Here is a 21,006-nt window from a genome sequence, read left to right as displayed (position 1 = left end):
ATGAAAGCTGAATATGTATGGAGTCCGTCCCTCGCGGGATTCTATCCGATGAATGAAAAAAAACGTCTTGTGGCGGCGGGTAGCTGGCCGGAGGATGGTGTAGATATCACGTCGGAAGAATATGCAGCATTGTTTCCTGCGCCTTTGGGAAAGTACATTGATACTGTTGACGGTCGCCCCGGCTGGGTTGATATGCCACCGCCCACTGCAGAGCAACTGCAGCAGGCAGCACAATCAAAACAAGCTGGCCTAAGGGCAAAGGCTGATTCGGAAATTAACTGGCGTCATGATGCTATGGACGCAGGTATAGCGACAGAAGATGAAACGGCTGCGCTGGCCGAATGGAAAAAATACCGGGTTTTGCTGATGCGAGTCGATACAACAAAACCCGTATGGCCTATTCTTCCGGGCGTGCAGGCCAGTTAATATCAGGTGCGGTGAAGGTGTCGACGGCCTTCACCGCTTTAATGTATTTCATCCAGACCGTTAATTTTGCCTTATCCGCATCATCGATAATTCCCAGCGAAAGCTCAGTACGCCAGTCAGCAGTAAACTGGTCTGCCTCAGCAAGAAGAAAGCGCCGCTCCTGCTCGGCATCAGCAATTTGTCCAGATTTGAGCGCTGCCGCATCCTTCACCCATGCCTTGCCATTCCATTTATCGTATTGCGTTGATGAAGGTGCTGCTAGTGTGAAACCTTCATGAATACACCCAATATAATCCACGACAGAAGATTTACGGTCTGATGTTGAATACACCGTTTTCTCGCGATGGTCTTCCTGCGACTCCCAGCGCTGGCCGGTAAATACCTGGGCAAATCCTGCAATTTCTTCCCCCGGAACAATGTCGGTGCTGCAACCGGGCATGCTCACACCGATATTGATAAATTCATCCGACCAGCCAGTGTACTCACCGGTGATGTGATCGAAATAATAAGCGCGAATATCACCGGGCGTTGTCGCGTGTCCGTCTTCGCCAAAAACAGGTTTCATTATTTAGCCCTTACCAGAAGGTTGAATGCGATGTTGCGGGAGCGGGTTTCTGTTGCGGTTCGCGCCACGCGAGAAATATCAAAGCTATAGTTGGCTGCACCGTAACCACCATTCGAGGAAGGTGCTAGCCCTGTGGTTAAAGCAGAGTCGGATATTGCAAAGGGTCCACTGTAAGCAACATCCCTGAACATCTGTAAGCGACCGATAGTGCCAGTAATATTCTGGAGCGCATCCAGTTGAGCTGACAACAATGCTCGTCCGGCATCCACGCCCCGACCATCATCCCAAATACGAAGAAACTCACCGCGAGCCTCAGGAAGCAGTAGCGCAGGGAAAACCAGTGCGAGTTTTGGGTATGTTGCTGCCGAGAAAGTAGCGCCGTTGAACTTCAAAAACACCATGCCAGCCCATTCGTCCATGACGGTATTGGGCATTGCAGAAGATGGCCATAAGAACGGCACGCCAATTGCCGGAGCGCCTGCTCCTAAACCAACCTTTTTGAAAATGATCATTCAGCGACCAGGTGGCATCATTACAGGCTTTTGCCGGGTAAATAACGATGCTAATTGGTTACGTGCGCGTATCAACAAATGACCAGAACACAGCCCTACAGAGAAACGCGCTTGAAAGCGCAGGATGTGAACTGATTTTCGAGGATAAAATGAGCGGTAAAACCGCAGAAAGACCCGGCCTGAAAAAACTGTTTCGGGCACTTTCTGAGGGGGATACGCTTATGGTGTGGAAGCTGGACAGACTCGGGCGCAGTATGCGAAATCTGGTCTCACTGATTGAGGATTTGCGAAGCCGGGGCATTAACTTCAGAAGCCTGACAGACAGTATCGACACCAGTACCCCAATGGGGCGTTTTTTCTTCCATGTTATGGGGGCTCTGGCTGAAATGGAGCGTGAGTTGATCGTCGAGCGAACTTGCGCAGGGCTGGCGGCGGCTCGTGCTGAGGGGCGTATCGGGGGGCGACGTCCAAAACTGAACCCCGAACAATGGGCGCAGGCCGGGAGGCTAATCGCCGCCGGTGAGTCACGCCAGCGAGTCGCCATGATTTTTGATGTGGGTATTTCCACGCTTTATAAAAAATTTCCGGCCACAAATCCCGGCTCGTCGTTGTGTCAGACATTGCCGAACCCTCACGATTAGACGGTCTTTTACGGTATCAGGAGAATGGCACTCACCCCAAAACCACGGAGTTAAACGGATGAGTGACTATCATCACGGCGTGCAGGTCATCGAGATTAATGATGGCGTGCGCACCATTTCCACCGTCTCAACGGCCATCATCGGCATGGTCTGCACGGCCAGCGATGCGGACGCAAAAACCTTCCCGCTGAATGAGCCGGTGCTCATTACTAACGTGCAAAGCGCCATCGGCAAAGCAGGTAAAAAAGGCACGCTGTCGGCGTCCCTGCAGGCCATCGCTGACCAGTGTAAACCGGTCATTGTGGCCGTGCGCGTGGCGGAAAGTACCCATGCAGACCCGGAGGAAGCTAAAGCCGAAACGATTTCCAACATCATCGGCACGACCGATGAGAACGGCAAATACACAGGCCTGAAAGCGCTGCTCACGGCGAAAACTGTCACCGGCGTTAAGCCGCGCATTCTCGGCGTGCCGGGGCTGGATTCTCAGGAAGTGGCGACCGCGCTCGCTTCAACGTGTCAGAGCCTGCGCGCCTTTGGTTATATCAGCGCGTGGGGCTGCAAAACCATTTCCGAAGCCATCGACTATCGCGAGAATTTCAGTCAGCGCGAGCTGATGGTCATTTTCCCTGATTTTCTGGCATGGGACACCACGGCGAATGAAACTTCAACCGCCTGGGCGACGGCGCGCGCACTCGGTCTGCGTGCCAGAATCGACCAGACGGTCGGCTGGCATAAAACCCTGTCTAACGTCGGCGTGAACGGTGTCACCGGTGTCAGCGCCTCGGTCTCATGGGATTTGCAGGAGCCTGCCACCGACGCGAATCTGCTGAATCAGGCCGGTGTCACCACACTGATTCGCAACGACGGCTTTAAGTTCTGGGGAAACCGCACCTGCTCGGATGACCCGCTTTTCCTGTTTGAGAACTACACCCGCACCGCGCAGGTGCTGGCTGACACGATGGCGGAGGCGCACGCGTGGGCGATGGATAAGCCCATCACCGCGACGCTTATTCGTGACATCGTTGCGGGTATCAATGCCAAATTCCGCGAGCTGAAAAACAACGGCTATATCGTCGATGGCGCGTGCTGGTACGACCCGGATTCAAACGATATTGCGACCCTCAAGGCGGGGGAACTGAATATCGATTACGACTACACCCCTGTCCCGCCGCTGGAAAACCTGACCCTGCGCCAGCGCATCACTGATACCTATCTGGCGATCCTGTCGGACTCGGTCAACAGCTAAGGAGCTGCAAGCATGTCACTACCGCGCAAGCTTAAATATCTGAACATGTTCAACGACGGTCTGAGCTACATGGGCGTCGTGGAATCCGTCACCCTGCCAAAGCTGACCCGCAAATTTGAGAAGTATCGCGGCGGCGGGATGCCGGGCTCGGTGTCGATTGACCTCGGCCTCGATGACGACGCGCTGTCGCTTGAGTGGACGCTCGGCGGTCTGCCGGACATCGACCTGTGGGCGCAGTACGCCTCGCCGGGTGCTGACAGCGTACCGCTGCGTTTTGCAGGCTCGTATCAGCGCGACGACACCGGCGTAATTTCTGCCGTTGAGGTGGTAATGCGTGGCCGTCACAAAGAGTACGATGGCGGCGAGAACAAGCAGGGTGAAAGCGGGACGACCAAAATGTCGACCGAGCTCGCCTATTACCAGCTCACGATTGACGGCAAAGAAGTCATTGAGATTGACGTCATTAACATGGTGCTGAAAGTCGACGGCGTTGACCGTCTGGCGGAACACCGTAAGGCGATTGGCCTGTAACCCCCTGAACCGGTCAGCGAGGCTGGCCGGTCTCTTAATTTTGACGAGAAAAAGCTGATGGAAAATATCAACGAAACTGCAGTAACCGAAACCGTAAATCCTAACGTCGTGATCCTCGATACCTCGCTAATGCGCGGTGAGCAGAAAATCGAGCAGGTGACGTTAACCAAACCGAATGCGGGAACCCTGCGCGGCGTGTCGCTGGCGGCGCTGGCACAATCGGATGTCGATGCACTGATTAAGGTGCTGCCGCGCATGACCTATCCGGTGCTGACAGAACACGAAATTATTCGCCTCGACGCGTCCGATCTGCTGTCGTTCGCCGGTAAGGTGGTCGGTTTTTTGTCACCGGCTTCGGCTCGTTAACGTTCCCTGAAAACCTGTCGGTCGATGATCTGATGGCGGATATCGCAGTGATATTTCACTGGCCGCCGTCAGAGCTGAATTCCCTGAGCCTGACCGGGCTCCTGACATGGCGCGACAAGGCGCTGCAACGTAGCGGAAACCAACATGAGCAATAACGTCAGACTTGAGGTGCTGCTGAACGCAGTCGACCGGGCAAGCCGACCGCTTAAAGCTATCCAGACCGCCAGTAAATCCCTGTCGGGCGATATCCGCACTTCACAGAAATCCCTGCGCGAGCTCAATGCGCAGGCATCCCGCATTGACGGATTTCGAAAAGCCAGCGCGCAGCTTGCCGTGACCGGGCAGTCGCTCAACAAGGCAAAGCAGGAAGCGGCTGCGCTGGCCGTCCAGTTTAAAAACACCGAGATACCCACGCTCGCACAGGCGCGCGCACTGGAAGCGGCGAAGAAATCTGCTGCCGACCTGCAGCTCAAATATAACGGCCTGCGTCAGTCCGTGCAGCGTCAGCGCACCGAGCTCACACAAGCGGGGATTAATACCCGCCAACTGTCGGGTGATGAGCGGGGGCTCAGGTCGCGAATCAGTGAGACAACCGCGCAGCTTAACCGTCAGCGCGACGCGCTGGCGCGGGTCAGCCAGCAACAGGCCAGACTCAGCGCGGTGAAAAAACGCTACGAATCCGGACAGCAGCTCGCCGCCGGGGCGCGCAATGCCGGGATGGTCGGCGTCGGTGTGTCAACTGCCGGGCTTTACGGGGCGTCGCGCTTCATCGCGCCGGGCATCGTATTTGATAAACAGATGTCAGGCACGCAGGCGATCCTCGGGCTTGATAAAAGCGATGACAAACTCGCGGCCATTCGTCAACAGGCGCGTGATATCGGTGCGACCACGGCCTTTTCGCCGGGTGACGTCGCGCGCACGCAGACCACGCTCGCACGCTCGGGCTATAACGCTGACGACGTGCTGGCCGCGACCGGTTCAACCGTCAACCTGAGCCTTGCGGCTGATGTCGATATTGCCGAAGCCGCCGACATCATTACCAACATGCAATCGGCGTTTAACCTGTCCACCACCGAGATTGAGCGCGTCGCGGATGTGATGACCAAAGGTTTTACGTCGTCGAATACTGGCCTTGTCGAGCTGGGCGAGGCGATGAAGTACGTTGCGCCGATTGCGGAGGCCGCCGGGGCGAGTATTGAAGACACCACGGCGATGCTCGGGATTCTGGCGGATAACGGGATTAAAGGCTCGATGGCCGGGACCGGGGCGAGTGCCATTTTCAACCGTCTGCAGGCTCCGATGGGTAAAGCGGTCGATGCTATCTCAGAGTTAGGCGTGAAAACCCGCGACGGCAAAGGGAACATGCTCCCGGTCGAGAAAATCCTCAAGGATATTCATAAGTCCTTTGCGAAAAACAAGCTCGGGACGGCGGAGCAGGGCGAATACCTGAAAGTCATCTTTGGTGAGGAGGCGATGAAGGGGGCGATTAAACTCGTCGCCGCTGCCGGTGACGGGTCACTGGCGAATAAGCGCCAGCAAATCGGGGATTCAAAAGGAACCACGGAGCGGATAGCCAAAATCCAGACCGACAACCTCGACGGGGATTTGAAAAACCTGCAGTCGGCTTATGAAGATTTGCAGATTGAGGTATTCGATAAAGAGAACTCCGCATTGCGCCGCCTGACGGTTTCCGCGACCGATATGCTCGGCAAGGTTGCCGCCTGGGCGAAAGCGAATCCTGAGCTGACGCAGACCATTTTCAGTGTGACTGCCGGTGCGCTGGCGCTGGTCGGTGTGCTGGGCGGAATTGGCCTGATTGCTTGGCCGGTCATCGCCGGGATTAACGGGATTATTGCTGCTGCCGGTCTGCTGAGTGTGATTTTCACCACGGCCGGGACGGCCATTGTCACGGCTATTGGGGCAATCAGTCTGCCGGTGGTGGCCGTGGTGGCGGCTGTCGTGGGCGCTGCCTTGCTCATCTATAAATTCTGGGAACCGATAAGCGCCTTTTTCTCGGAGGTGGTGGCGGGGATTAAAACAGCTTTTGATTCACTGTCACCGGTGTTTGACGCTATCGCGGAAAAGCTCGGTGCGGTCTGGAAATGGTTTACTGACCTGTTTGCGCCGGTGAAATCCCTGCAGGATATTTTCGAGCGCTGCAAAAATGTCGTGGTGGCCTTTGGTCAGGGGCTGACCGATGCGCTGATGGCTCCGCTGAATATCTTTAACAGCCTGAGCGGAAAGGTTAGCTGGTTGCTGGAAAAGCTCGGGGTCATCAAAAAAGAATCGAGCGACCTCGACCAGAACGCCGCGAAAACGGATAAGACCGCCGCCGGTGGCGGGTATGTCCCGGCAACAGCGGATTATGGCGGCTATCAGGGTTATCAGCCGGTGACGGCTCCCGCAGGCCGCTCGTACATCGACCAGAGCAAAAGCGAGTACAACATCACCCTGCAGGGTGGCGTTGCACCGGGGAGTGACCTCGACCGCCAGCTCCGCGACGCCGTCGACAAGCTCGACCGCGAAAACCGTGCGCGCCAGCGCTCCAGCATGAGACACGATTAAGGAGAACATTAAGCATGTTAATGGTGCTGGGCTTTTTTGTGTTTGAACGGTGCACCCTGCCGTATCAGTCGATGCAGTATTCGAAAGATTACCGCTGGGCGTCAAACGACCGTATCGGCAAGCCACCGGCGTATCAGTTTCTCGGAGAGGGGGAAACCACGCGCACGCTGTCGGGTGTGCTTTACCCGGAAATCACCGGCGGTCGTTTGTCCTTGCTGGCCGTCGAACTGATGGCCGACGAGGGACGGGCGTGGCCGCTGATTGACGGGAACGGCATGATCCACGGGATGTATGTCATCGATAAAGTGACGCACACCCACAGCGAGTTTTTCAGCGACGGTGCGGCGCGAAAGATTGAGTTTAGCCTGTCGCTGAAACGCGTCGATAAGTCACTCGCGGCCATCTATGGCGACCTGAAAACGCAGGCCAGCAATCTGGTCACTGATGCCGGTAACTGGCTGGGAGGGCTGACGGGATGATAACTGACATGAATATTCAGGCCGGAGCGCGTATCGCGCCTGCGTATATGCTCACGCTCAATGGCGCGGATATCACACAGAATTTTAGCGACCGGCTTATCGGGCTGACCATGACCGACAATCGAGGATTCGAGGCTGACCAGCTCGATATCGAGCTCGATGATACTGACGGGCTGGTCGAGCTGCCGCCGCGCGGGGCAAAGCTGACGCTGTGGCTGGGCTGGCAGGGCTCCGCGCTGGTGAATAAGGGGAGTTTTACGGTCGATGAAATCGAGCACCGGGGCGCGCCCGATACGCTGACCATCCGGGGGCGCAGTGCGGATTTTCGCGGGACGCTGAATTCTCGCCGCGAGCAGTCATGGCATGACACTACGCTCGGGGTGATTGTCGAGACCATCGCGCAGCGTAACAAACTGACGGCCAGCATGGCGGATACCCTGAAAGCCATTGCGATCCCGCATATCGACCAGACGCAGGAATCCGACACGGCGTTTTTGTCCAGGCTTGCGGAGCGTAACGGCGCATCTGTCTCGGTAAAAGCCGGAAAACTGTTATTCATTAAAGCCGGTCGTGGGATGACGGCCAGCGGCAAACCCATCCCGCAAATGACCATCGAGCGGGGTGACGGCGACCGGCATCAGTTTGCCATTGCTGACCGTGAGGCTTACACCGGCGTGACGGCGAAATGGCTGCACACCAAAGACCCGAAACCGCAAAAGCAAAAGGTGAAGCTGAAACGCAAGCCTAAAGAGAAACACCTGCGCGCGCTGCAGCATCCGAAAGCGACCAAAACCACCGCAAAGGCCAAAGCCAAAAAGGAGCAGGAAGCGCGAGAGGGTGAGTATATGGCCGGTGAGGCTGACAACGTGCTGGAGCTTACAACCATCTACGCGACAAAGGCGCAGGCGATGCGTGCCGCTCAGGCAAAGTGGGACAAAATACAGCGCGGGGTGGCGGAGTTTTCAATCTCGCTGGCTATTGGCCGTGCAGATTTATTTCCTGAAACGCCGGTAGCGGTGAAAGGCTTTAAGCGCGTGATAGACGAGCAGGCGTGGATAATCAGCCGCGTGGTGCACAGTCTCAACGGGAACGGCTACACGACGGGCTTAGAGCTTGAGGTCAAGGTTTCTGACGTGGAGTATGAGAGCGAAGAAACAGAAAGCTGAACTGTTTATATGTGTTTGTTTTGTATGGTTAAAATGAGTAAAATGCATGCATCGGAAACGTTCAAAGGTGCTCATCATGTTTCACTGTCCTAAATGCCATCACGCCGCTCATGCTCGCACGAGTCGCTATTTTTCAGACACGACAAAAGAGCGTTATCATCAGTGCCAAAATATCAACTGCAGTTGCACCTTTGTCACGACCGAAACCCTTTCGCGTTTTATCGTTTCACCGGGTGAGGTCGTGCCAGCACCACCACACCCGACAAGCTCAGGACAGCAGCAGATCCACTGGATGTGACCAACGAGAAAGCCCCGCAATTGCGGGGCTTTTTGTATCTGTTAGATTTGTGCTGTTAATCACATGACCGTCTGCAAAGTGCCACAAACGGACATTGATGAATGCATACCACGTGTTTTCATAAGGGGAGAATCTTTATATTTTTTCCTGATTAACGCGGGATGAGAGTTCCTGATGGCTTTCCTTTCGTTCGCTGTATCGGTCTGCCAGATATTCAACATGACCTTTAAGTAACAGAGTAATTTTGAACAACTCTTCTGCTACATCGACGATACGATCATACCAGGATGAGGGTTTCATTCGCCCGTTTTCATCGAACTCCTGCCAGGCTTTTGCCACTGAGGACTGGTTGGGGATAGTGAACATTCTCATCCATCGGCCAAGAATGCGCATCTGGTTCACGGCATTAAAGGACTGCGAACCGCCACAGACCTGCATTACTGCAAGTGTTTTACCCTGCGAAGGACGAACCGCGCCTTCACTTAAGGGTAACCAGTCGATCTGCGCTTTCATAACCGCGCTCATAGATCCGTGTCGTTCCGGAGAGCTCCACACCATCCCGTCACACCATCTGACCAGACCGCGGAGTTCCGTGACTTTAGGGTGCGTGTCCGGCGCATCATCTGGCAGGGGTAAACCGGAGGGGTTAAAAAATTTCACCTCCGCGCCCATCACCGTCAACAGGCGGCCTGCTTCCTCCGCGGCAAAGCGGCTGTATGAGCGCTCTCTTACTGAGCCATACAGGATCAGAATCCGTGGTGGCTGTTGAAGGTGCAGACGTTCAACGATGTGTTGATCAAAGCATGCAGTATTCAGCGCAGGAAATTGTTCCATTTTTCTCCTCCAGAGCGGACAGGTTATTTTAAAGCAAACACATATGCTTTATCATATGTGTATTCTAAAGGGAACGGAGTGACAAATGCTACAACCTGTTCAGCTTTTCAAAATTCTGTCGGATGAAACCCGCCTCGCCATTGTGATGCTCCTTCGGGAATCCGGGGAGATGTGCGTCTGCGATATCTGCGCGGCTACCACCGAGTCACAACCTAAAATCTCACGTCACATGGCTATTTTGCGCGAGGCCGAGCTCGTCCTCGACCGTCGGGAAGGGAAATGGATCCACTATCGCCTGTCACCCCATATGCCTGCCTGGGCAGCTGGAACGATCACTACGTCTTGGGAGTGTCTGCGTGAAGATGTGCGTGAATGGCTGGAAAAATCTGCTTGTACTTCCTGCTAAGACAATAGTTCACATGCATATAAACATATATATAGGGGTCTGAAATGTTTCTGGCAGGGAGTATCTTTGTACTGACACTGGTACTGGTGATCTGGCAGCCCAGAGGCCTGAGTATTGGCTGGAGCGCGAGTATCGGGGCAGTGCTGGCTCTGGGAACCGGTGTTATCCATATTGCTGATATTCCCGTTGTCTGGAATATCGTCTGGAACGCGACAGCGGCATTTATTGCGGTGATTATTATCAGCCTGCTGCTTGATGAGTCCGGTTTCTTTGAATGGGCCGCACTACATGTCTCCCGTTGGGGAAACGGGCATGGCCGCCTGCTGTTTACATGGATAGTGTTGCTCGGTGCCGCTGTTGCGGCGTTGTTTGCCAATGACGGCGCCGCGCTGATCCTGACGCCGATTGTAATTGCGATGTTGCTCGCCCTGGGATTCAGCCAGGGCACTACCCTGGCCTTTGTGATGGCCGCAGGGTTTATTGCAGATACGGCCAGCCTGCCGCTCATTGTTTCTAACCTGGTGAATATCGTCTCGGCGGATTTCTTCGGTCTGGGCTTCACCCAGTACGCCTCTGTTATGATCCCCGTGGATGTGGCAGCGATTGTGGCCACGCTGGTCATGCTGCATTTATTCTTCCGCAGAGATATCCCGGCGACGTATGACGTTTCGCTGCTGAAAATGCCTGCCAGTGCGATAAAAGATCCCGCAACCTTCAGAGCGGGCTGGATTGTCCTGTTATTGTTGCTTATCGGTTTCTTTGTTCTGGAGCCGTTGGGGATCCCTGTCAGTGCAATAGCGGCTACTGGCGCAGTAGTGTTGTTTGTGGTGGCGAAAAAAGGTCATGCCATTAACACCGGGAAAGTCCTGCGCGGTGCACCATGGCAGATCGTTGTTTTCTCGCTGGGCATGTACCTGGTGGTCTATGGCCTGCGCAATGCAGGACTTACGGATTACCTGTCTGGCGTGCTGAACCTGCTGGCAGACAAAGGTTTATGGGCAGCGACGTTTGGCACTGGCTTCCTGACTGCATTCCTCTCATCAGTGATGAACAATATGCCGACGGTGCTGATTGGCGCGCTGTCGATTGACGGGAGTACGGCGACCGGCGTCGTCAAAGAGGCAATGATTTATGCCAATGTGATTGGCTGCGATTTAGGTCCGAAAATTACCCCTATTGGCAGCCTGGCTACCCTATTGTGGCTGCATGTGCTTGCCCAGAAAAATATGACGATCTCCTGGGGATATTACTTCCGTACCGGCATTGTCATGACTGTGCCAGTGCTGTTTGTCACTCTGGCCGCGCTGGCGTGGCGGCTCTCTGTCACCTTGTAATGAGATACTGATATGAGCAACATTACCATCTACCACAACCCGGCCTGTGGCACTTCACGCAACACGCTGGAGATGATCCGTAACAGCGGTAACGAACCGACCATTATTTACTATCTTGATACGCCACCGACCCGGGATGAGCTGATTAAACTTATTTCAGATATGGGGATTACGGTACGCGAACTGCTGCGTAAGAATGTTGAACCTTACGCCCAACTGGGTCTTGATGAAGAGACATTTACTGATGAGCAGTTGATTAATTTTATGCTTCAACATCCGATCCTGATTAATCGGCCGGTAGTAGTGACACCGCTTGGCACGCGTCTTTGCCGCCCTTCGGAAGTAGTGCTGGATATTCTACCGGAAGGTCAAAAAGGAGCTTTTACCAAAGAGGATGGTGAGAAGGTCATTGACGAAGCGGGGAAGCGGGTTAAGTAATCTGCCCGTTTTATAGTATCGGGCGCCTGTTTACTCTATGCGGGCGTCCGCTTCTCGCTCATAGCAGACGGTCAAAAGCATGCTCGTTACTGACTAAATATGATTTATCTATCAGCCTCAGTTAAAACAAAAGCCCCGCATATGCAGGGCTTTAGCTATCGATGTGGTCAATGCGTGGACGCTACCAGAAATAAATCCTTTTATTTCATTGGCTTAATCAAAAAAAATAAGCCTGCGTAAGGGAGATTACGCAGGCTAAGGAGGTGGTTCCTGGTACAGCTAGCATTTATGGGTTATGTTTTTCAGCGGAAGGGATAATACCCGTAACAAACGAAGCGGTATGTGATCCGTTTCTAAGAATCTTCCGGCTGTGAAAAATAACCCTAATAAACTATTTATTGTGCGGATTACGGGTGCTTTCACCCGCGAAATTGCGCATCAGCAGCGCATATTCCAGCTCCACTTCTTCCGGTACTGGCAACCACACGGTGTGCCCGTCACCAGGCGCCACCGTGATGGTCTCGCCTTTGCCGTTTTCCATGTGTTCCAGCGTAAAGTTGATGTTCCCCTGCGGGGTCATCAGCTCAAGGCTATCGCCCATGGTGAATTTGTTTTTCACCGCGACGGCGGCTAAAGGGCCTTTACGCGCGCCGGTAAAATCACCGACAAACTGCTGGCGCTCGGACACGGAATAGCCATGCTCGTAGTTCTGGTAATCGTCGTGCGTGTGGCGACGCAGGAAACCTTCTGTATAGCCGCGATGCGCCAGGCCTTCCAGCGTTTCCAGCAGGCTGGTATCAAACGGTTTACCGGCTGCAGCGTCGTCGATGGCTTTGCGATACACCTGCGCGGTGCGTGCGCAGTAGTAATATGATTTGGTGCGGCCCTCGATTTTCAACGAATGCACGCCCATCTGGGTCAGACGCTCAACGTGCGCAATCGCCCGCAGATCTTTTGAGTTCATGATGTAGGTGCCGTGCTCGTCTTCGAACGCCGTCATGTACTCGCCCGGACGCTTTGCTTCTTCAATCATAAACACGCTGTCGGTCGGCGCGCCCACGCCCAGCGTTGGCTCAACGTTTTTCACCGGAATCGGTTCGTGCTGATGCACGATATTACCCACATCATCTTCTTTGCCTTCCTGGACGTTATATTCCCAGCGACAGGCGTTGGTGCAGGTGCCCTGATTCGGATCTCGTTTGTTGATGTAACCCGACAGCAGGCAGCGGCCAGAATAGGCCATGCACAGCGCGCCGTGAACGAAGATTTCTAGCTCCATTTCCGGGACTTGAGTACGGATTTCTTCGATCTCTTCGAGCGACAGCTCACGCGACAGGATCACGCGGGTCAGGCCCATTTGTTTCCAGAATTTCACCGTCGCCCAGTTCACGGCGTTCGCCTGCACGGATAAGTGAATATCCATTTCCGGGAAGTTCTCGCGCACCAACATGATTAAACCCGGATCCGACATAATCAGCGCGTCAGGACCCATTTCCACGACCGGCTTGAGATCGCGAATAAACGTTTTCAGCTTGGCGTTGTGCGGCGCAATGTTCACCACGACGTAGAATTTTTTGCCCAGAGCATGCGCTTCGTTGATGCCGAGCTGTAAATTCTCGTGATTGAATTCGTTATTACGCACGCGCAGTGAGTAACGCGGCTGGCCCGCATACACGGCATCTGCGCCATAGGCGAAAGCGTAACGCATATTCTGCAGCGTTCCCGCCGGGGAAAGGAGTTCTGGTTTAAACATGTTTGTTCTCGTTCTGATGACAGGTCAGATCCGCCTGCACCAGGTGCAGCGGTGGGGAGATCCCGTACTTTAAGGGCGGGCATTGTAGCGCTGCGGGGGAGGGAGGTAAACCTTTTACCCGCTAGCACTTGTTTCAACGCGCTTTGCCATGCTGTCAGTAACGATAACCACTCAGAACATCCATAGCTTATGCACCCAACACCAGCTTGCCACCCGCGCTGAGGCTTCTCACAAACCGGCTAAACGTGGGTTATCACCGCCGTCCATACGAAAAATAATATTCTGTAAAATCAATCACGAAATCGTCTTGACCTAAAGTTAACTTGAGCTTTTAAGATGCACGTTCTGAACTCAACCTGGGACATATTCTGCATATGAAAGATATTGATGTTGGTTTCACGCACGTTGCGTTTGTCGTCAGAGATTTAGACAAGAGCGTTGCTTTCTATCAGCGCTATGCCGGTATGGAAGTTGTCCATTCGCGTGAGCCTGGCGTTCCGGATGCGCGTAAAGTGGCGTGGTTAAGCGATCATACTCGCCCCTTTGCGCTGGTTCTTGTGCAGGCAGACAAGGTCACCGATACCCCGTTGGGACAATTTGGTCACCTTGGCGTTGCCTGCGCGACCCGCGAAGAAATTGATCGTAAAACGGCGATGGCGCGTGAAGAAGGGTGCTTACGAAAAGAGCCTCAAGACTATGGCGAGCCGGTTGGCTACTTTGTCTTTTTTGCTGACCCGGACGGTAACACTCTGGAGCTCTCTTTCGGGCAGCGTGTCGGGCTGGAAGCCATTCGCAACGCGTGATCTCAACGAATGCGCAGCGCCGGGGACAACGCTGGCAGAGCTGCGCTCTCGATTATTGACGGGGGTAATACGTTAATTTTCTCAGTCTGGATCAACGCATGAATGAGGTTGTCGCACAGGCGTAAGACGGGCACTATGCGTAATGCCTGAGTCAATAATAAATAAGGGATTTTAATGTTCCGAAAATCGACTGCGATGACTTTACCTCTGCTGATGACGTCGGTATTCCTGCTGACAGGGTGTCCACCCCCACCGGATCTCACACAGTGGCAGCGCCCAGATACGGATATCAACGGCGTGCGCGACGCGATGCGTCAATGCGGTGAGCAAATTGATGGCCCTAAAATTCCCAAATCGGATAATGAATCTGTGCTGTATTACCAGTGCATGGAGAAGCAGGGTTTTACCCGTAAAGACGGGTTCAAAATTTGCAGCATTCGTGTTTACCGCGATACGCCAGCCTGCATCACGCAAGATCAGGGGCACCCCTTGAGCCAGAGCCAATTAGACGCGCTGCCTTTTGTCTCAGACCGCGGTTTCCATCCCATTAGGCCCGATTCTGGTGTGAGTCCGTCTTCATTGATTTCCTGGCGGAAAGCGGGGGCTTCGCTGCATTTTTCTCATGAACTTGAAAACGACAAACAAGCACTGGCGGTGATGTATCAGTGCGGTTATCCGCAACCTCTCGGTTCGGTGCCTTACGTACCGACGCTACGTAAAGCTGCGAATGTTCAGCAATGTATGTTGGATAAAGGTTTCGAGCCGAAAAAAAATCTCAATTTAGTCTGCCGTAATTATCCGCAAGTCACGGGCTGCTCTAAAAAATAAGGCTGCCGCAGAATGCCTCCCAGAGAAACGGTATTAACACTCTGGGGTTTTCTTTCAGATATAATCTATTTGGTTGATGAGTTTATATATTCGTAGAGAAATATTGATAATTAAATTTTTATATCGTAATTCAGTGTTTGAATAGCGGTTAAAATTCTGGCTGAAGGCATTTCGTTAAGTCCATATCTCTTGACCATCGGATGTCAACCACACAATCCCGGCTGGCGCTTTGACTAAAAACCACAGTCCAAACTCATCAAGATCATCATTCTCGTCTTCTGATGAAAAAGGTGGCCAGGAATGGTGTAATAGCGCCAACTGCTCTGAAAGCGTACCTGTCAAAAATAGGCCATTTCTTGCAAGCTTAATGACTTTCTTTTCTAATAATTGAGTCAAAATATCAAAGAGGATCTTTTTTCTGAATAAGCCATCGTCGGAATAGGCGATGCAGTCGATGCGAACGTGTTGCCACATTGCCCCCATCGACAGACCATAACAACTTTTAATAACGGATGAGTATAACGCGTTGAAATTTTCCATTACTTATCCCTCAATTATATCGTTCTTGCGAGCTTGTCATTTGATGATACTTTAATGGGAATTGCAACGATCTCCTCTGGCATGCGATAAACGGGGAAATATTCTCCGCATCACTCGTGAGAAACTGTAAGAATCACCTGAACGTGTATAAGATTTATTTTTAGCACGCGATGAATAAGGGAATGTGATGTGTACCGTCGACGAATTAAAAATGAAGTATCCAGACGCAAACGCGTGGCAAATTGGTGATAGCCCGGAACTGGCTAATGCGCTTGCCGATCTTGTTATTAAAGGTCTAAAAACGGCCTCATGCGGCTCTTTGACCGCTTACCAGCAAGAAGCATTCGCACCCAGGATTGGGAGTCACAACATCATCCTTAATGGTGAGGGCGTACCGGTATGCGTTATCAGATTAGTGTCGATGCGACTGGTGCGTTTTTGCGATGTAACTGCTGAGTTTGCGCGGAAAGAAGGTGAGGGCGATTTGAGCCTTGCGTACTGGCGGAAAGAACATCAGCGGTTTTTTATGCGGGAAGGTTATTTTGCTGAAGATATGGAGCTGGTTGCAGAAGAGTTTGAGGTTGTTGAGGTGCTGTGACCCAAACAACGTCTATCTGTCAGCTGCGGCGTTTGTCAAAAGTTGTTTGATAAATAGCCTGACGTGAAACCGCTGACCAAGGCGGTCTCAGTTCTCCATGGCCTTATCCCTTCAAAATGCTACCAGGCCATCTCCCGTTCTATTTAATGAATGATATCAGTCTTCTTCGCATTTGGTCTAAAGCAACGTTTATATACACCCCCTTACTTTCTGAGCAACGTCGACAGCCTATTTTTCGCCCAGACATCCAGGAGTTCACTATCGTCTTTAAGAACACGTGATCATTTGAGCATGAGTTTGCAACGATAATGACCACTCCTGGCACTCAATGGACAGCCCTGGAGCCACGATGTCTGGTTGGAGCAAGCAAAGGATTTTACTCCGGGTGAGGAACAGCGCGTCAGGGCTCGCCATCCAAGTCAGGATTGGGCTTGAGTGCGACCCGCGATGACTGCCGAAAGGAGCGCGGCAACCGCTAACCCACTGGCCAGCCAAAGCGTATCTCTCAACGTAACTGTGTCGATGAGTTTTCCTCCCGCCCACGCCCCTAATGCAATCCCGATATTAAACACCGCGACATATAGCGCACTTGCTATCTCCACTGCACGGGGGGCGACTTTCATCATCCAGGTCATCAGCCCGACCGACAGCCCACCGTATGCCAGGCCCCAGAATATTAAGGTCGACCCACCGCCAAGGATTGTGTGCCCTACGGTTAAGAACAGCAGTGGCGTCAAGACCAGCCCTGTTGCGATAGCAACCACAGTCAGTGTCGTATAGCGTGCCGCGCAGATCCCCACAATGAAGTTACCAACAATGCCGGCGATACCATAAGCGAAGAGGATCGCGCCTATCCATTGTGGATTAAATCCTGACACTGAGATTAAAAGCGGGCGTACGAAGGTAAAGGCCACAAAGTGGCTTGTGACAAGCAACAATGTCAGCAGCAACCCAGTCAGTAATTTGCGGTTACCCAGTTGCGCAATGAACTGGTTGATGTGAACAGATCCGCCAACGGGTAGCGTCGGAATAACCGAAAGATGGAGTGCCAGCACCAGCGCGCTGAAAAGTGCCATGCATCCAAATGCCCAGCGCCATCCGATAGCGTCGCCAATAAATGCCCCGAGAGGGACACCCAGCACGGATGCAGCAGCCACGCCGCCAAAGATAATAGATGTCGCCAGGCCTATAGCATTTTCCGGAACCAGACGCGCCGCTAGTCCGCCTGCAATAGCCCATATTCCGCCCATGCAGAAACCTACAACTGTGCGTGCTGCCAGCATAATAATCAGGTCCGGAGCCAGCGCTGAAGCCAGGTTCGCTATTACCAGTAACGCCAACAGACCACACAGTATCAAGCGTCGGTCTACTCCACCCGATGCAATAACGACGAACGGCGCGAATAAGGCTGCCAGCATGGCAGGCAGGGAAATCATCAGCCCCGCGTTTCCTGTAGAGATATTGAGCGTCCCGGCGATAGCTGTCAGCAAACCCACCGGGAGCATTTCCGTCGTCACAACAGAGAACGTCGCCAGACCAACAGCGATGACCGGCATCCACGCACTGCGAACAGAGGGCAGAGTTGAAAATGTGTTCATCATTCAGATCCTTAAGTGTGCATCGCCTCAGGCGCATTTATCCTGCTTCTGGAAGGTCAAATAGCTGAAAAAAGCCATCAGTATGACGACGACTGCGGCACAGACTGCTACGGTGAATCCACCTCGCGCGCTACTGCTGTCAACAACCTGACCGGCTAAAGCTGCACCCAGCGCAACCCCTACATTTAGGCCAGCCAGCAGCCAGGTCATCCCTTCGGTTAACTGACGGTCAGATACCTGGCGTTCGATGAGCGACATAGCCACGATCATGGTTGGGGCGAAAAAAAGACCCGCCACCAGGACGGCTATCGCCAGAGCGGTGAGGCTCGTGACCAGAATCAGAGGGAGGGTAGTTGCGGCGGTTGCCAGCCCGCCCAGCAATAACAGCCGAGAGAGTGGCGTCTTCAGCTTTAACGAGCCATATAGCAACCCCGCGAGACACGAACCGACGGCATAAGCCGACAAAACCAGGCTCGCCGCTGCCGGATGCCCCAGCTGTTCGGCATAGGCTACGCTCACGATATCAACCGTGCCGACAATGACGCCCATCGCCACCATGAGAATCGTTAACAGCCGTACGCCCTTCATCCGAATCACCGATCCCGATTCAGGGGCGTCGCAAGAGAACGCCATAACGGGAGGTTCTGTACCACGCTGGATAACCAGGGCAAGAACGCCAAAAAACAGTAAAAGTGCCGCGAGGAGCAGACCCAACTGGGGAAATAGTGCAATGGAAAGGCCAATCGACAGAGGCGGGCCAATAATAAACGTCAGTTCATCCAGTACCGTTTCAAGCGAATAGGCTGTCTGTAAACGGGGCTGGCCTCTGTACAGTGCAGTCCACCGTGCCCGTACCATGGCGGACATACTCGGCATAAACCCCGCCAGCACAGCACCGACAAACAGAAATCCGTTGGCAATACTCCAGTGGGATCCGGCTATCAGGATGAAAAATCCGCTGATACTGATAGCCGCAGTCGCAGGCAAAACGCGGGACTGTCCATAACGATCCACGTATCGGGAGATCTGCGGCGATAGCAGGGCATAGGCCAGAACAAACGTCGCGGAAATGGCCCCGGCCAGCCCGTAGGCACCGTGTTTCTGGGAGAACAGCGTGATAATGCCGATGCCCGCCATTGGCAAGGGGATTCGCGCAAGCAGACCCGCAACTGCAAAACTTGCCGTGCCAGGTTCAGAAAAAAGATCTCGATACAGATTAGCCATCTCACCCTCCGTGAGCATTTACTTGCCACAACGCGGTGGCGCGACGACAATACATACAGTGCGTATGAATAAGAGTCTATATTCATACGTGCTGTATGTAAATAATCATTCACTCCGTATGTAAGGAAGTCATTATGGTTCGTCGTACCCGTGCCGAGATGGAAGAGACAAGAGCCGCGCTGTTAGCAATGGCCCGGAAAGTTTTTAGAGAACATGGCTACGCAGAAACCTCAATGGACGACCTGACTGCACAGGCAGGGCTAACCCGAGGGGCGCTGTATTATCATTTCGGTGACAAAAAAGGCTTGTTGGCAGCCGTCGTGGATCAGATCGACGATGAGATGGATCAGCGTCTGCAGACAATTTCTGATAACGCTCAGGACCCATGGGATGGTTTTTGCAACCGGTGTCGGGCGTATCTCGAGATGGCGCTGGAACCTGAGTTTCAGCGTATTGTTTTGCGCGATGCAAAAGCGGTATTGGGCGGCTCCTCCCCTGAATCGCAACGCTATTGTGTGCAATCCATGCAGCGTCTGATTGGCAATTTGATAGATCAAGGTGTCGTTGACGACGCCGATCCGCAGGCGCTAGCTTCATTGATCTACGGCAGCCTGGCAGAAGCGGCGTTCTGGATTGCAGACGGTGAAGAGAGTGATAATCGGCTAACGCAAGGCATTACCGCCTTGAATTTGCTCCTTCGTGGATTGCGACGGGCAGGTTGAAACTCATAACGGAACGTGATGTCAGGCGTTTCAAATTTGGGAAAAAACGGACTGGAGATCGGTCAGTCACTCTACAGGCAGCAACGGGACACGCGGCTTTTAATGCGGTTTTAAAAATGACGTAACAGCCGAAAGTGGTCACTGTTCGGCTGTAAACAAAGAATCAAAGGCCGAAAATAGCCTCAATCTCAATTGAGAGATCGGGTGAAAAGAGGCGGCTGACTTCTACGAGCGAGCTGGCAGGCAAGTGGTCACCGTAATTTCGGTACAGCACGTTACGCAGCGCATCGATCTCGCCGAAAGACGTAATGAATATCGTCACTTTGAGCAGTGCGGAGAAATCAGCGCCTTCCGCGCTGACGATTTTCCTGAGTTGGCTGAATATCTCTTCAGCCTGCTCTGCGATGCCTTTATGGTGCGCCGGTGTGCCAAACGCAGTCAGTCCAGAAATATAAAGTGTTTGACCATGCTTTACTGAATGGACATAAGGCGCCTTTATTTCACCTAATTCGGGATAATTCTTTCGTAACACATTGCTCATGCTGAAAGCCTTTTTGTGAAGCGACAAACATCAACCTTATCATGCCCCTGTTAAAGCGGAACGCATTTTGCCAGAAGAAAATTGGCTGATTTATAATCATCTGTTGTTATGCCAAATCAAACATCATCCAGTGAATGAATGCTTAACTGCATACTCTGCTTTGCTGACAGGAGTATTGGAATGATTGATCACACCGGTTTCAGCGTCACTCATCTTGAAGACAGTAAACGGTTTTACACGCGCGTTCTGGCGAGCCTGGGCCATATTATCCGGCGTGAATTCCCGGAAGCCGCGGTTGGTTTTGGCCCTGCCGAAGCGGATGAAGGCGCAGATCCGGGAGGGGGTTTCTGGATAACGCAAGGCACGCCCTCAACGCCCCGAATGCATCTTGCCTTTAGCGCAAAAAACAAAGAACAAGTGGATGCCTTCCACCGTGTTGCCCTCGAAGCAGGGGGGAAAGATAATGGCGCGCCGGGATACAGACCGCAGTATCACTCTGGGTATTACGCCGCGTTTGTTCTTGACCCTGATGGCTACAATATTGAAGCGGTTTACCACGAGCCAGACTAACGACTCACGTTATCACGCTGTG

Annotated in this window: 26 protein-coding genes; 18 read left to right on the top strand and 8 right to left on the bottom strand. The window is 53.1% G+C overall.

Features of this window, described 5'->3' with window-relative positions; genetic code table 11:
- Complete coding sequence (locus AC07RN_RS08315; protein ID WP_478336093.1) at window positions 1–426, top strand: tail fiber assembly protein; 426 nt, start codon at window positions 1–3, stop codon at window positions 424–426.
- On the opposite strand, the gene AC07RN_RS08310 is transcribed toward AC07RN_RS08315, so the two are convergent.
- The gene (locus tag AC07RN_RS08310) at window positions 398–991 is read right to left on the bottom strand and encodes a tail fiber assembly protein (RefSeq protein ID WP_478336092.1); all 594 of its coding nucleotides are present in this window, start codon (window positions 989–991) and stop codon (window positions 398–400) included. The two genes, AC07RN_RS08315 and AC07RN_RS08310, sit on opposite strands and share 29 nt — an antisense overlap.
- Window positions 991–1,503: a hypothetical protein gene (locus AC07RN_RS08305; RefSeq protein ID WP_478336091.1), complete on the bottom strand. Its 513-nt coding sequence runs from the start codon at window positions 1,501–1,503 to the stop codon at window positions 991–993. The genes AC07RN_RS08310 and AC07RN_RS08305 overlap by 1 nt, the downstream gene beginning before the upstream one ends.
- Window positions 1,504–1,550: 47 nt before the next feature.
- Here AC07RN_RS08305 and AC07RN_RS08300 point away from each other — a divergent pair, with 47 nt between their 5' ends.
- From AC07RN_RS08300 to AC07RN_RS08260, 9 genes are all read left to right on the top strand, one after another.
- A complete protein-coding gene (locus tag AC07RN_RS08300) occupies window positions 1,551–2,144 on the top strand; it encodes a recombinase family protein (RefSeq protein ID WP_449546706.1) in 594 nt (197 codons plus the stop codon).
- 58 nt (window positions 2,145–2,202) lie between these two features.
- Window positions 2,203–3,390 carry a phage tail sheath protein gene (locus AC07RN_RS08295; protein WP_478336090.1) on the top strand — a complete coding sequence of 396 codons (1,188 nt, stop codon included), beginning with the start codon at window positions 2,203–2,205 and terminating at the stop codon, window positions 3,388–3,390.
- A 12-nt stretch (window positions 3,391–3,402) separates the two neighbouring features.
- A complete protein-coding gene (locus AC07RN_RS08290; protein ID WP_336993807.1) occupies window positions 3,403–3,921 on the top strand; it encodes a phage major tail tube protein in 519 nt (172 codons plus the stop codon).
- Between the two features lie 57 nt (window positions 3,922–3,978).
- On the top strand, window positions 3,979–4,287 hold the full coding sequence (locus AC07RN_RS08285; RefSeq protein ID WP_478336089.1) for a phage tail assembly protein: 309 nt from the start codon (window positions 3,979–3,981) through the stop codon (window positions 4,285–4,287).
- A gap of 32 nt (window positions 4,288–4,319) precedes the next feature.
- Window positions 4,320–4,442: a GpE family phage tail protein gene (locus AC07RN_RS08280; RefSeq protein ID WP_015960465.1), complete on the top strand. Its 123-nt coding sequence runs from the start codon at window positions 4,320–4,322 to the stop codon at window positions 4,440–4,442.
- Window positions 4,432–6,852 carry a phage tail tape measure protein gene (locus tag AC07RN_RS08275; RefSeq protein WP_478336088.1) on the top strand — a complete coding sequence of 807 codons (2,421 nt, stop codon included), beginning with the start codon at window positions 4,432–4,434 and terminating at the stop codon, window positions 6,850–6,852. Before AC07RN_RS08280 ends, AC07RN_RS08275 begins: the two co-directional genes overlap by 11 nt.
- A 14-nt stretch (window positions 6,853–6,866) precedes the next feature.
- Window positions 6,867–7,331, top strand: coding sequence for a phage tail protein (locus AC07RN_RS08270; protein ID WP_142503393.1), 465 nt, complete (start codon window positions 6,867–6,869; stop codon window positions 7,329–7,331).
- Window positions 7,328–8,497 carry a phage late control D family protein gene (locus AC07RN_RS08265; RefSeq protein WP_478336087.1) on the top strand — a complete coding sequence of 390 codons (1,170 nt, stop codon included), beginning with the start codon at window positions 7,328–7,330 and terminating at the stop codon, window positions 8,495–8,497. Before AC07RN_RS08270 ends, AC07RN_RS08265 begins: the two co-directional genes overlap by 4 nt.
- 76 nt (window positions 8,498–8,573) lie before the next feature.
- A complete protein-coding gene (locus AC07RN_RS08260; RefSeq protein ID WP_072241892.1) occupies window positions 8,574–8,795 on the top strand; it encodes a DNA-binding transcriptional regulator in 222 nt (73 codons plus the stop codon).
- A gap of 135 nt (window positions 8,796–8,930) precedes the next feature.
- Here AC07RN_RS08260 and arsH read toward each other — a convergent pair whose 3' ends face one another.
- Window positions 8,931–9,629 (bottom strand): arsenical resistance protein ArsH, encoded by a 699-nt coding sequence (gene arsH / locus AC07RN_RS08255; RefSeq protein ID WP_478336086.1) that lies wholly within the window; start codon window positions 9,627–9,629, stop codon window positions 8,931–8,933.
- An 85-nt stretch (window positions 9,630–9,714) separates the two neighbouring features.
- Between arsH and AC07RN_RS08250 the strand changes: the two genes are divergently transcribed.
- From AC07RN_RS08250 to arsC, 3 genes are read left to right on the top strand one after another with little or no spacing between them, the layout of a single operon-like run.
- Window positions 9,715–10,035, top strand: coding sequence for a transcriptional regulator (locus tag AC07RN_RS08250; protein WP_133630373.1), 321 nt, complete (start codon window positions 9,715–9,717; stop codon window positions 10,033–10,035).
- Between the two features lie 44 nt (window positions 10,036–10,079).
- Window positions 10,080–11,369, top strand: a complete 1,290-nt coding sequence (locus AC07RN_RS08245; protein ID WP_133630372.1) for an arsenic transporter — start codon at window positions 10,080–10,082, stop codon at window positions 11,367–11,369.
- Window positions 11,370–11,381: 12 nt separating this feature from the next.
- Window positions 11,382–11,807, top strand: coding sequence for a glutaredoxin-dependent arsenate reductase (gene arsC, locus AC07RN_RS08240; protein ID WP_133630371.1), 426 nt, complete (start codon window positions 11,382–11,384; stop codon window positions 11,805–11,807).
- Window positions 11,808–12,198: 391 nt separating this feature from the next.
- Here the strand turns inward: arsC and trhP are convergent, their stop codons facing one another.
- Window positions 12,199–13,560 (bottom strand): prephenate-dependent tRNA uridine(34) hydroxylase TrhP, encoded by a 1,362-nt coding sequence (gene trhP, locus AC07RN_RS08235; protein WP_478336085.1) that lies wholly within the window; start codon window positions 13,558–13,560, stop codon window positions 12,199–12,201.
- Between the two features lie 374 nt (window positions 13,561–13,934).
- On the opposite strand from trhP, the gene AC07RN_RS08230 reads away from it, so the two are divergent.
- On the top strand, window positions 13,935–14,363 hold the full coding sequence (locus tag AC07RN_RS08230) for a VOC family protein (protein WP_015959696.1): 429 nt from the start codon (window positions 13,935–13,937) through the stop codon (window positions 14,361–14,363).
- A 174-nt stretch (window positions 14,364–14,537) separates the two neighbouring features.
- Window positions 14,538–15,191: a hypothetical protein gene (locus tag AC07RN_RS08225; protein ID WP_478336084.1), complete on the top strand. Its 654-nt coding sequence runs from the start codon at window positions 14,538–14,540 to the stop codon at window positions 15,189–15,191.
- 174 nt (window positions 15,192–15,365) lie between these two features.
- On the opposite strand, the gene AC07RN_RS08220 is transcribed toward AC07RN_RS08225, so the two are convergent.
- Window positions 15,366–15,731: a DUF596 domain-containing protein gene (locus AC07RN_RS08220; protein ID WP_478336083.1), complete on the bottom strand. Its 366-nt coding sequence runs from the start codon at window positions 15,729–15,731 to the stop codon at window positions 15,366–15,368.
- Window positions 15,732–15,918: 187 nt separating this feature from the next.
- Between AC07RN_RS08220 and AC07RN_RS08215 the strand changes: the two genes are divergently transcribed.
- Window positions 15,919–16,329, top strand: coding sequence for an ASCH domain-containing protein (locus AC07RN_RS08215; RefSeq protein WP_478336082.1), 411 nt, complete (start codon window positions 15,919–15,921; stop codon window positions 16,327–16,329).
- A 419-nt stretch (window positions 16,330–16,748) separates the two neighbouring features.
- Here AC07RN_RS08215 and AC07RN_RS08210 read toward each other — a convergent pair whose 3' ends face one another.
- Window positions 16,749–17,927 carry an MFS transporter gene (locus AC07RN_RS08210; RefSeq protein WP_478336287.1) on the bottom strand — a complete coding sequence of 393 codons (1,179 nt, stop codon included), beginning with the start codon at window positions 17,925–17,927 and terminating at the stop codon, window positions 16,749–16,751.
- Window positions 17,928–17,954: 27 nt separating this feature from the next.
- Window positions 17,955–19,151, bottom strand: coding sequence for an MFS transporter (locus tag AC07RN_RS08205; protein ID WP_478336081.1), 1,197 nt, complete (start codon window positions 19,149–19,151; stop codon window positions 17,955–17,957).
- Between the two features lie 134 nt (window positions 19,152–19,285).
- On the opposite strand from AC07RN_RS08205, the gene AC07RN_RS08200 reads away from it, so the two are divergent.
- On the top strand, window positions 19,286–19,873 hold the full coding sequence (locus tag AC07RN_RS08200; protein WP_478336080.1) for a TetR/AcrR family transcriptional regulator: 588 nt from the start codon (window positions 19,286–19,288) through the stop codon (window positions 19,871–19,873).
- 163 nt (window positions 19,874–20,036) lie between these two features.
- Here AC07RN_RS08200 and AC07RN_RS08195 read toward each other — a convergent pair whose 3' ends face one another.
- On the bottom strand, window positions 20,037–20,414 hold the full coding sequence (locus AC07RN_RS08195; RefSeq protein ID WP_478336079.1) for a RidA family protein: 378 nt from the start codon (window positions 20,412–20,414) through the stop codon (window positions 20,037–20,039).
- Between the two features lie 180 nt (window positions 20,415–20,594).
- On the opposite strand from AC07RN_RS08195, the gene AC07RN_RS08190 reads away from it, so the two are divergent.
- Window positions 20,595–20,984, top strand: coding sequence for a VOC family protein (locus tag AC07RN_RS08190; protein WP_449555163.1), 390 nt, complete (start codon window positions 20,595–20,597; stop codon window positions 20,982–20,984).
- The last annotated feature ends 22 nt before the right edge of the window (window positions 20,985–21,006 follow it).

It is taken from the genome of Lelliottia sp. GFLA7 (genome assembly GCF_056490165.1).
This window is presented reverse-complemented; position numbering and strand designations above follow the sequence as displayed.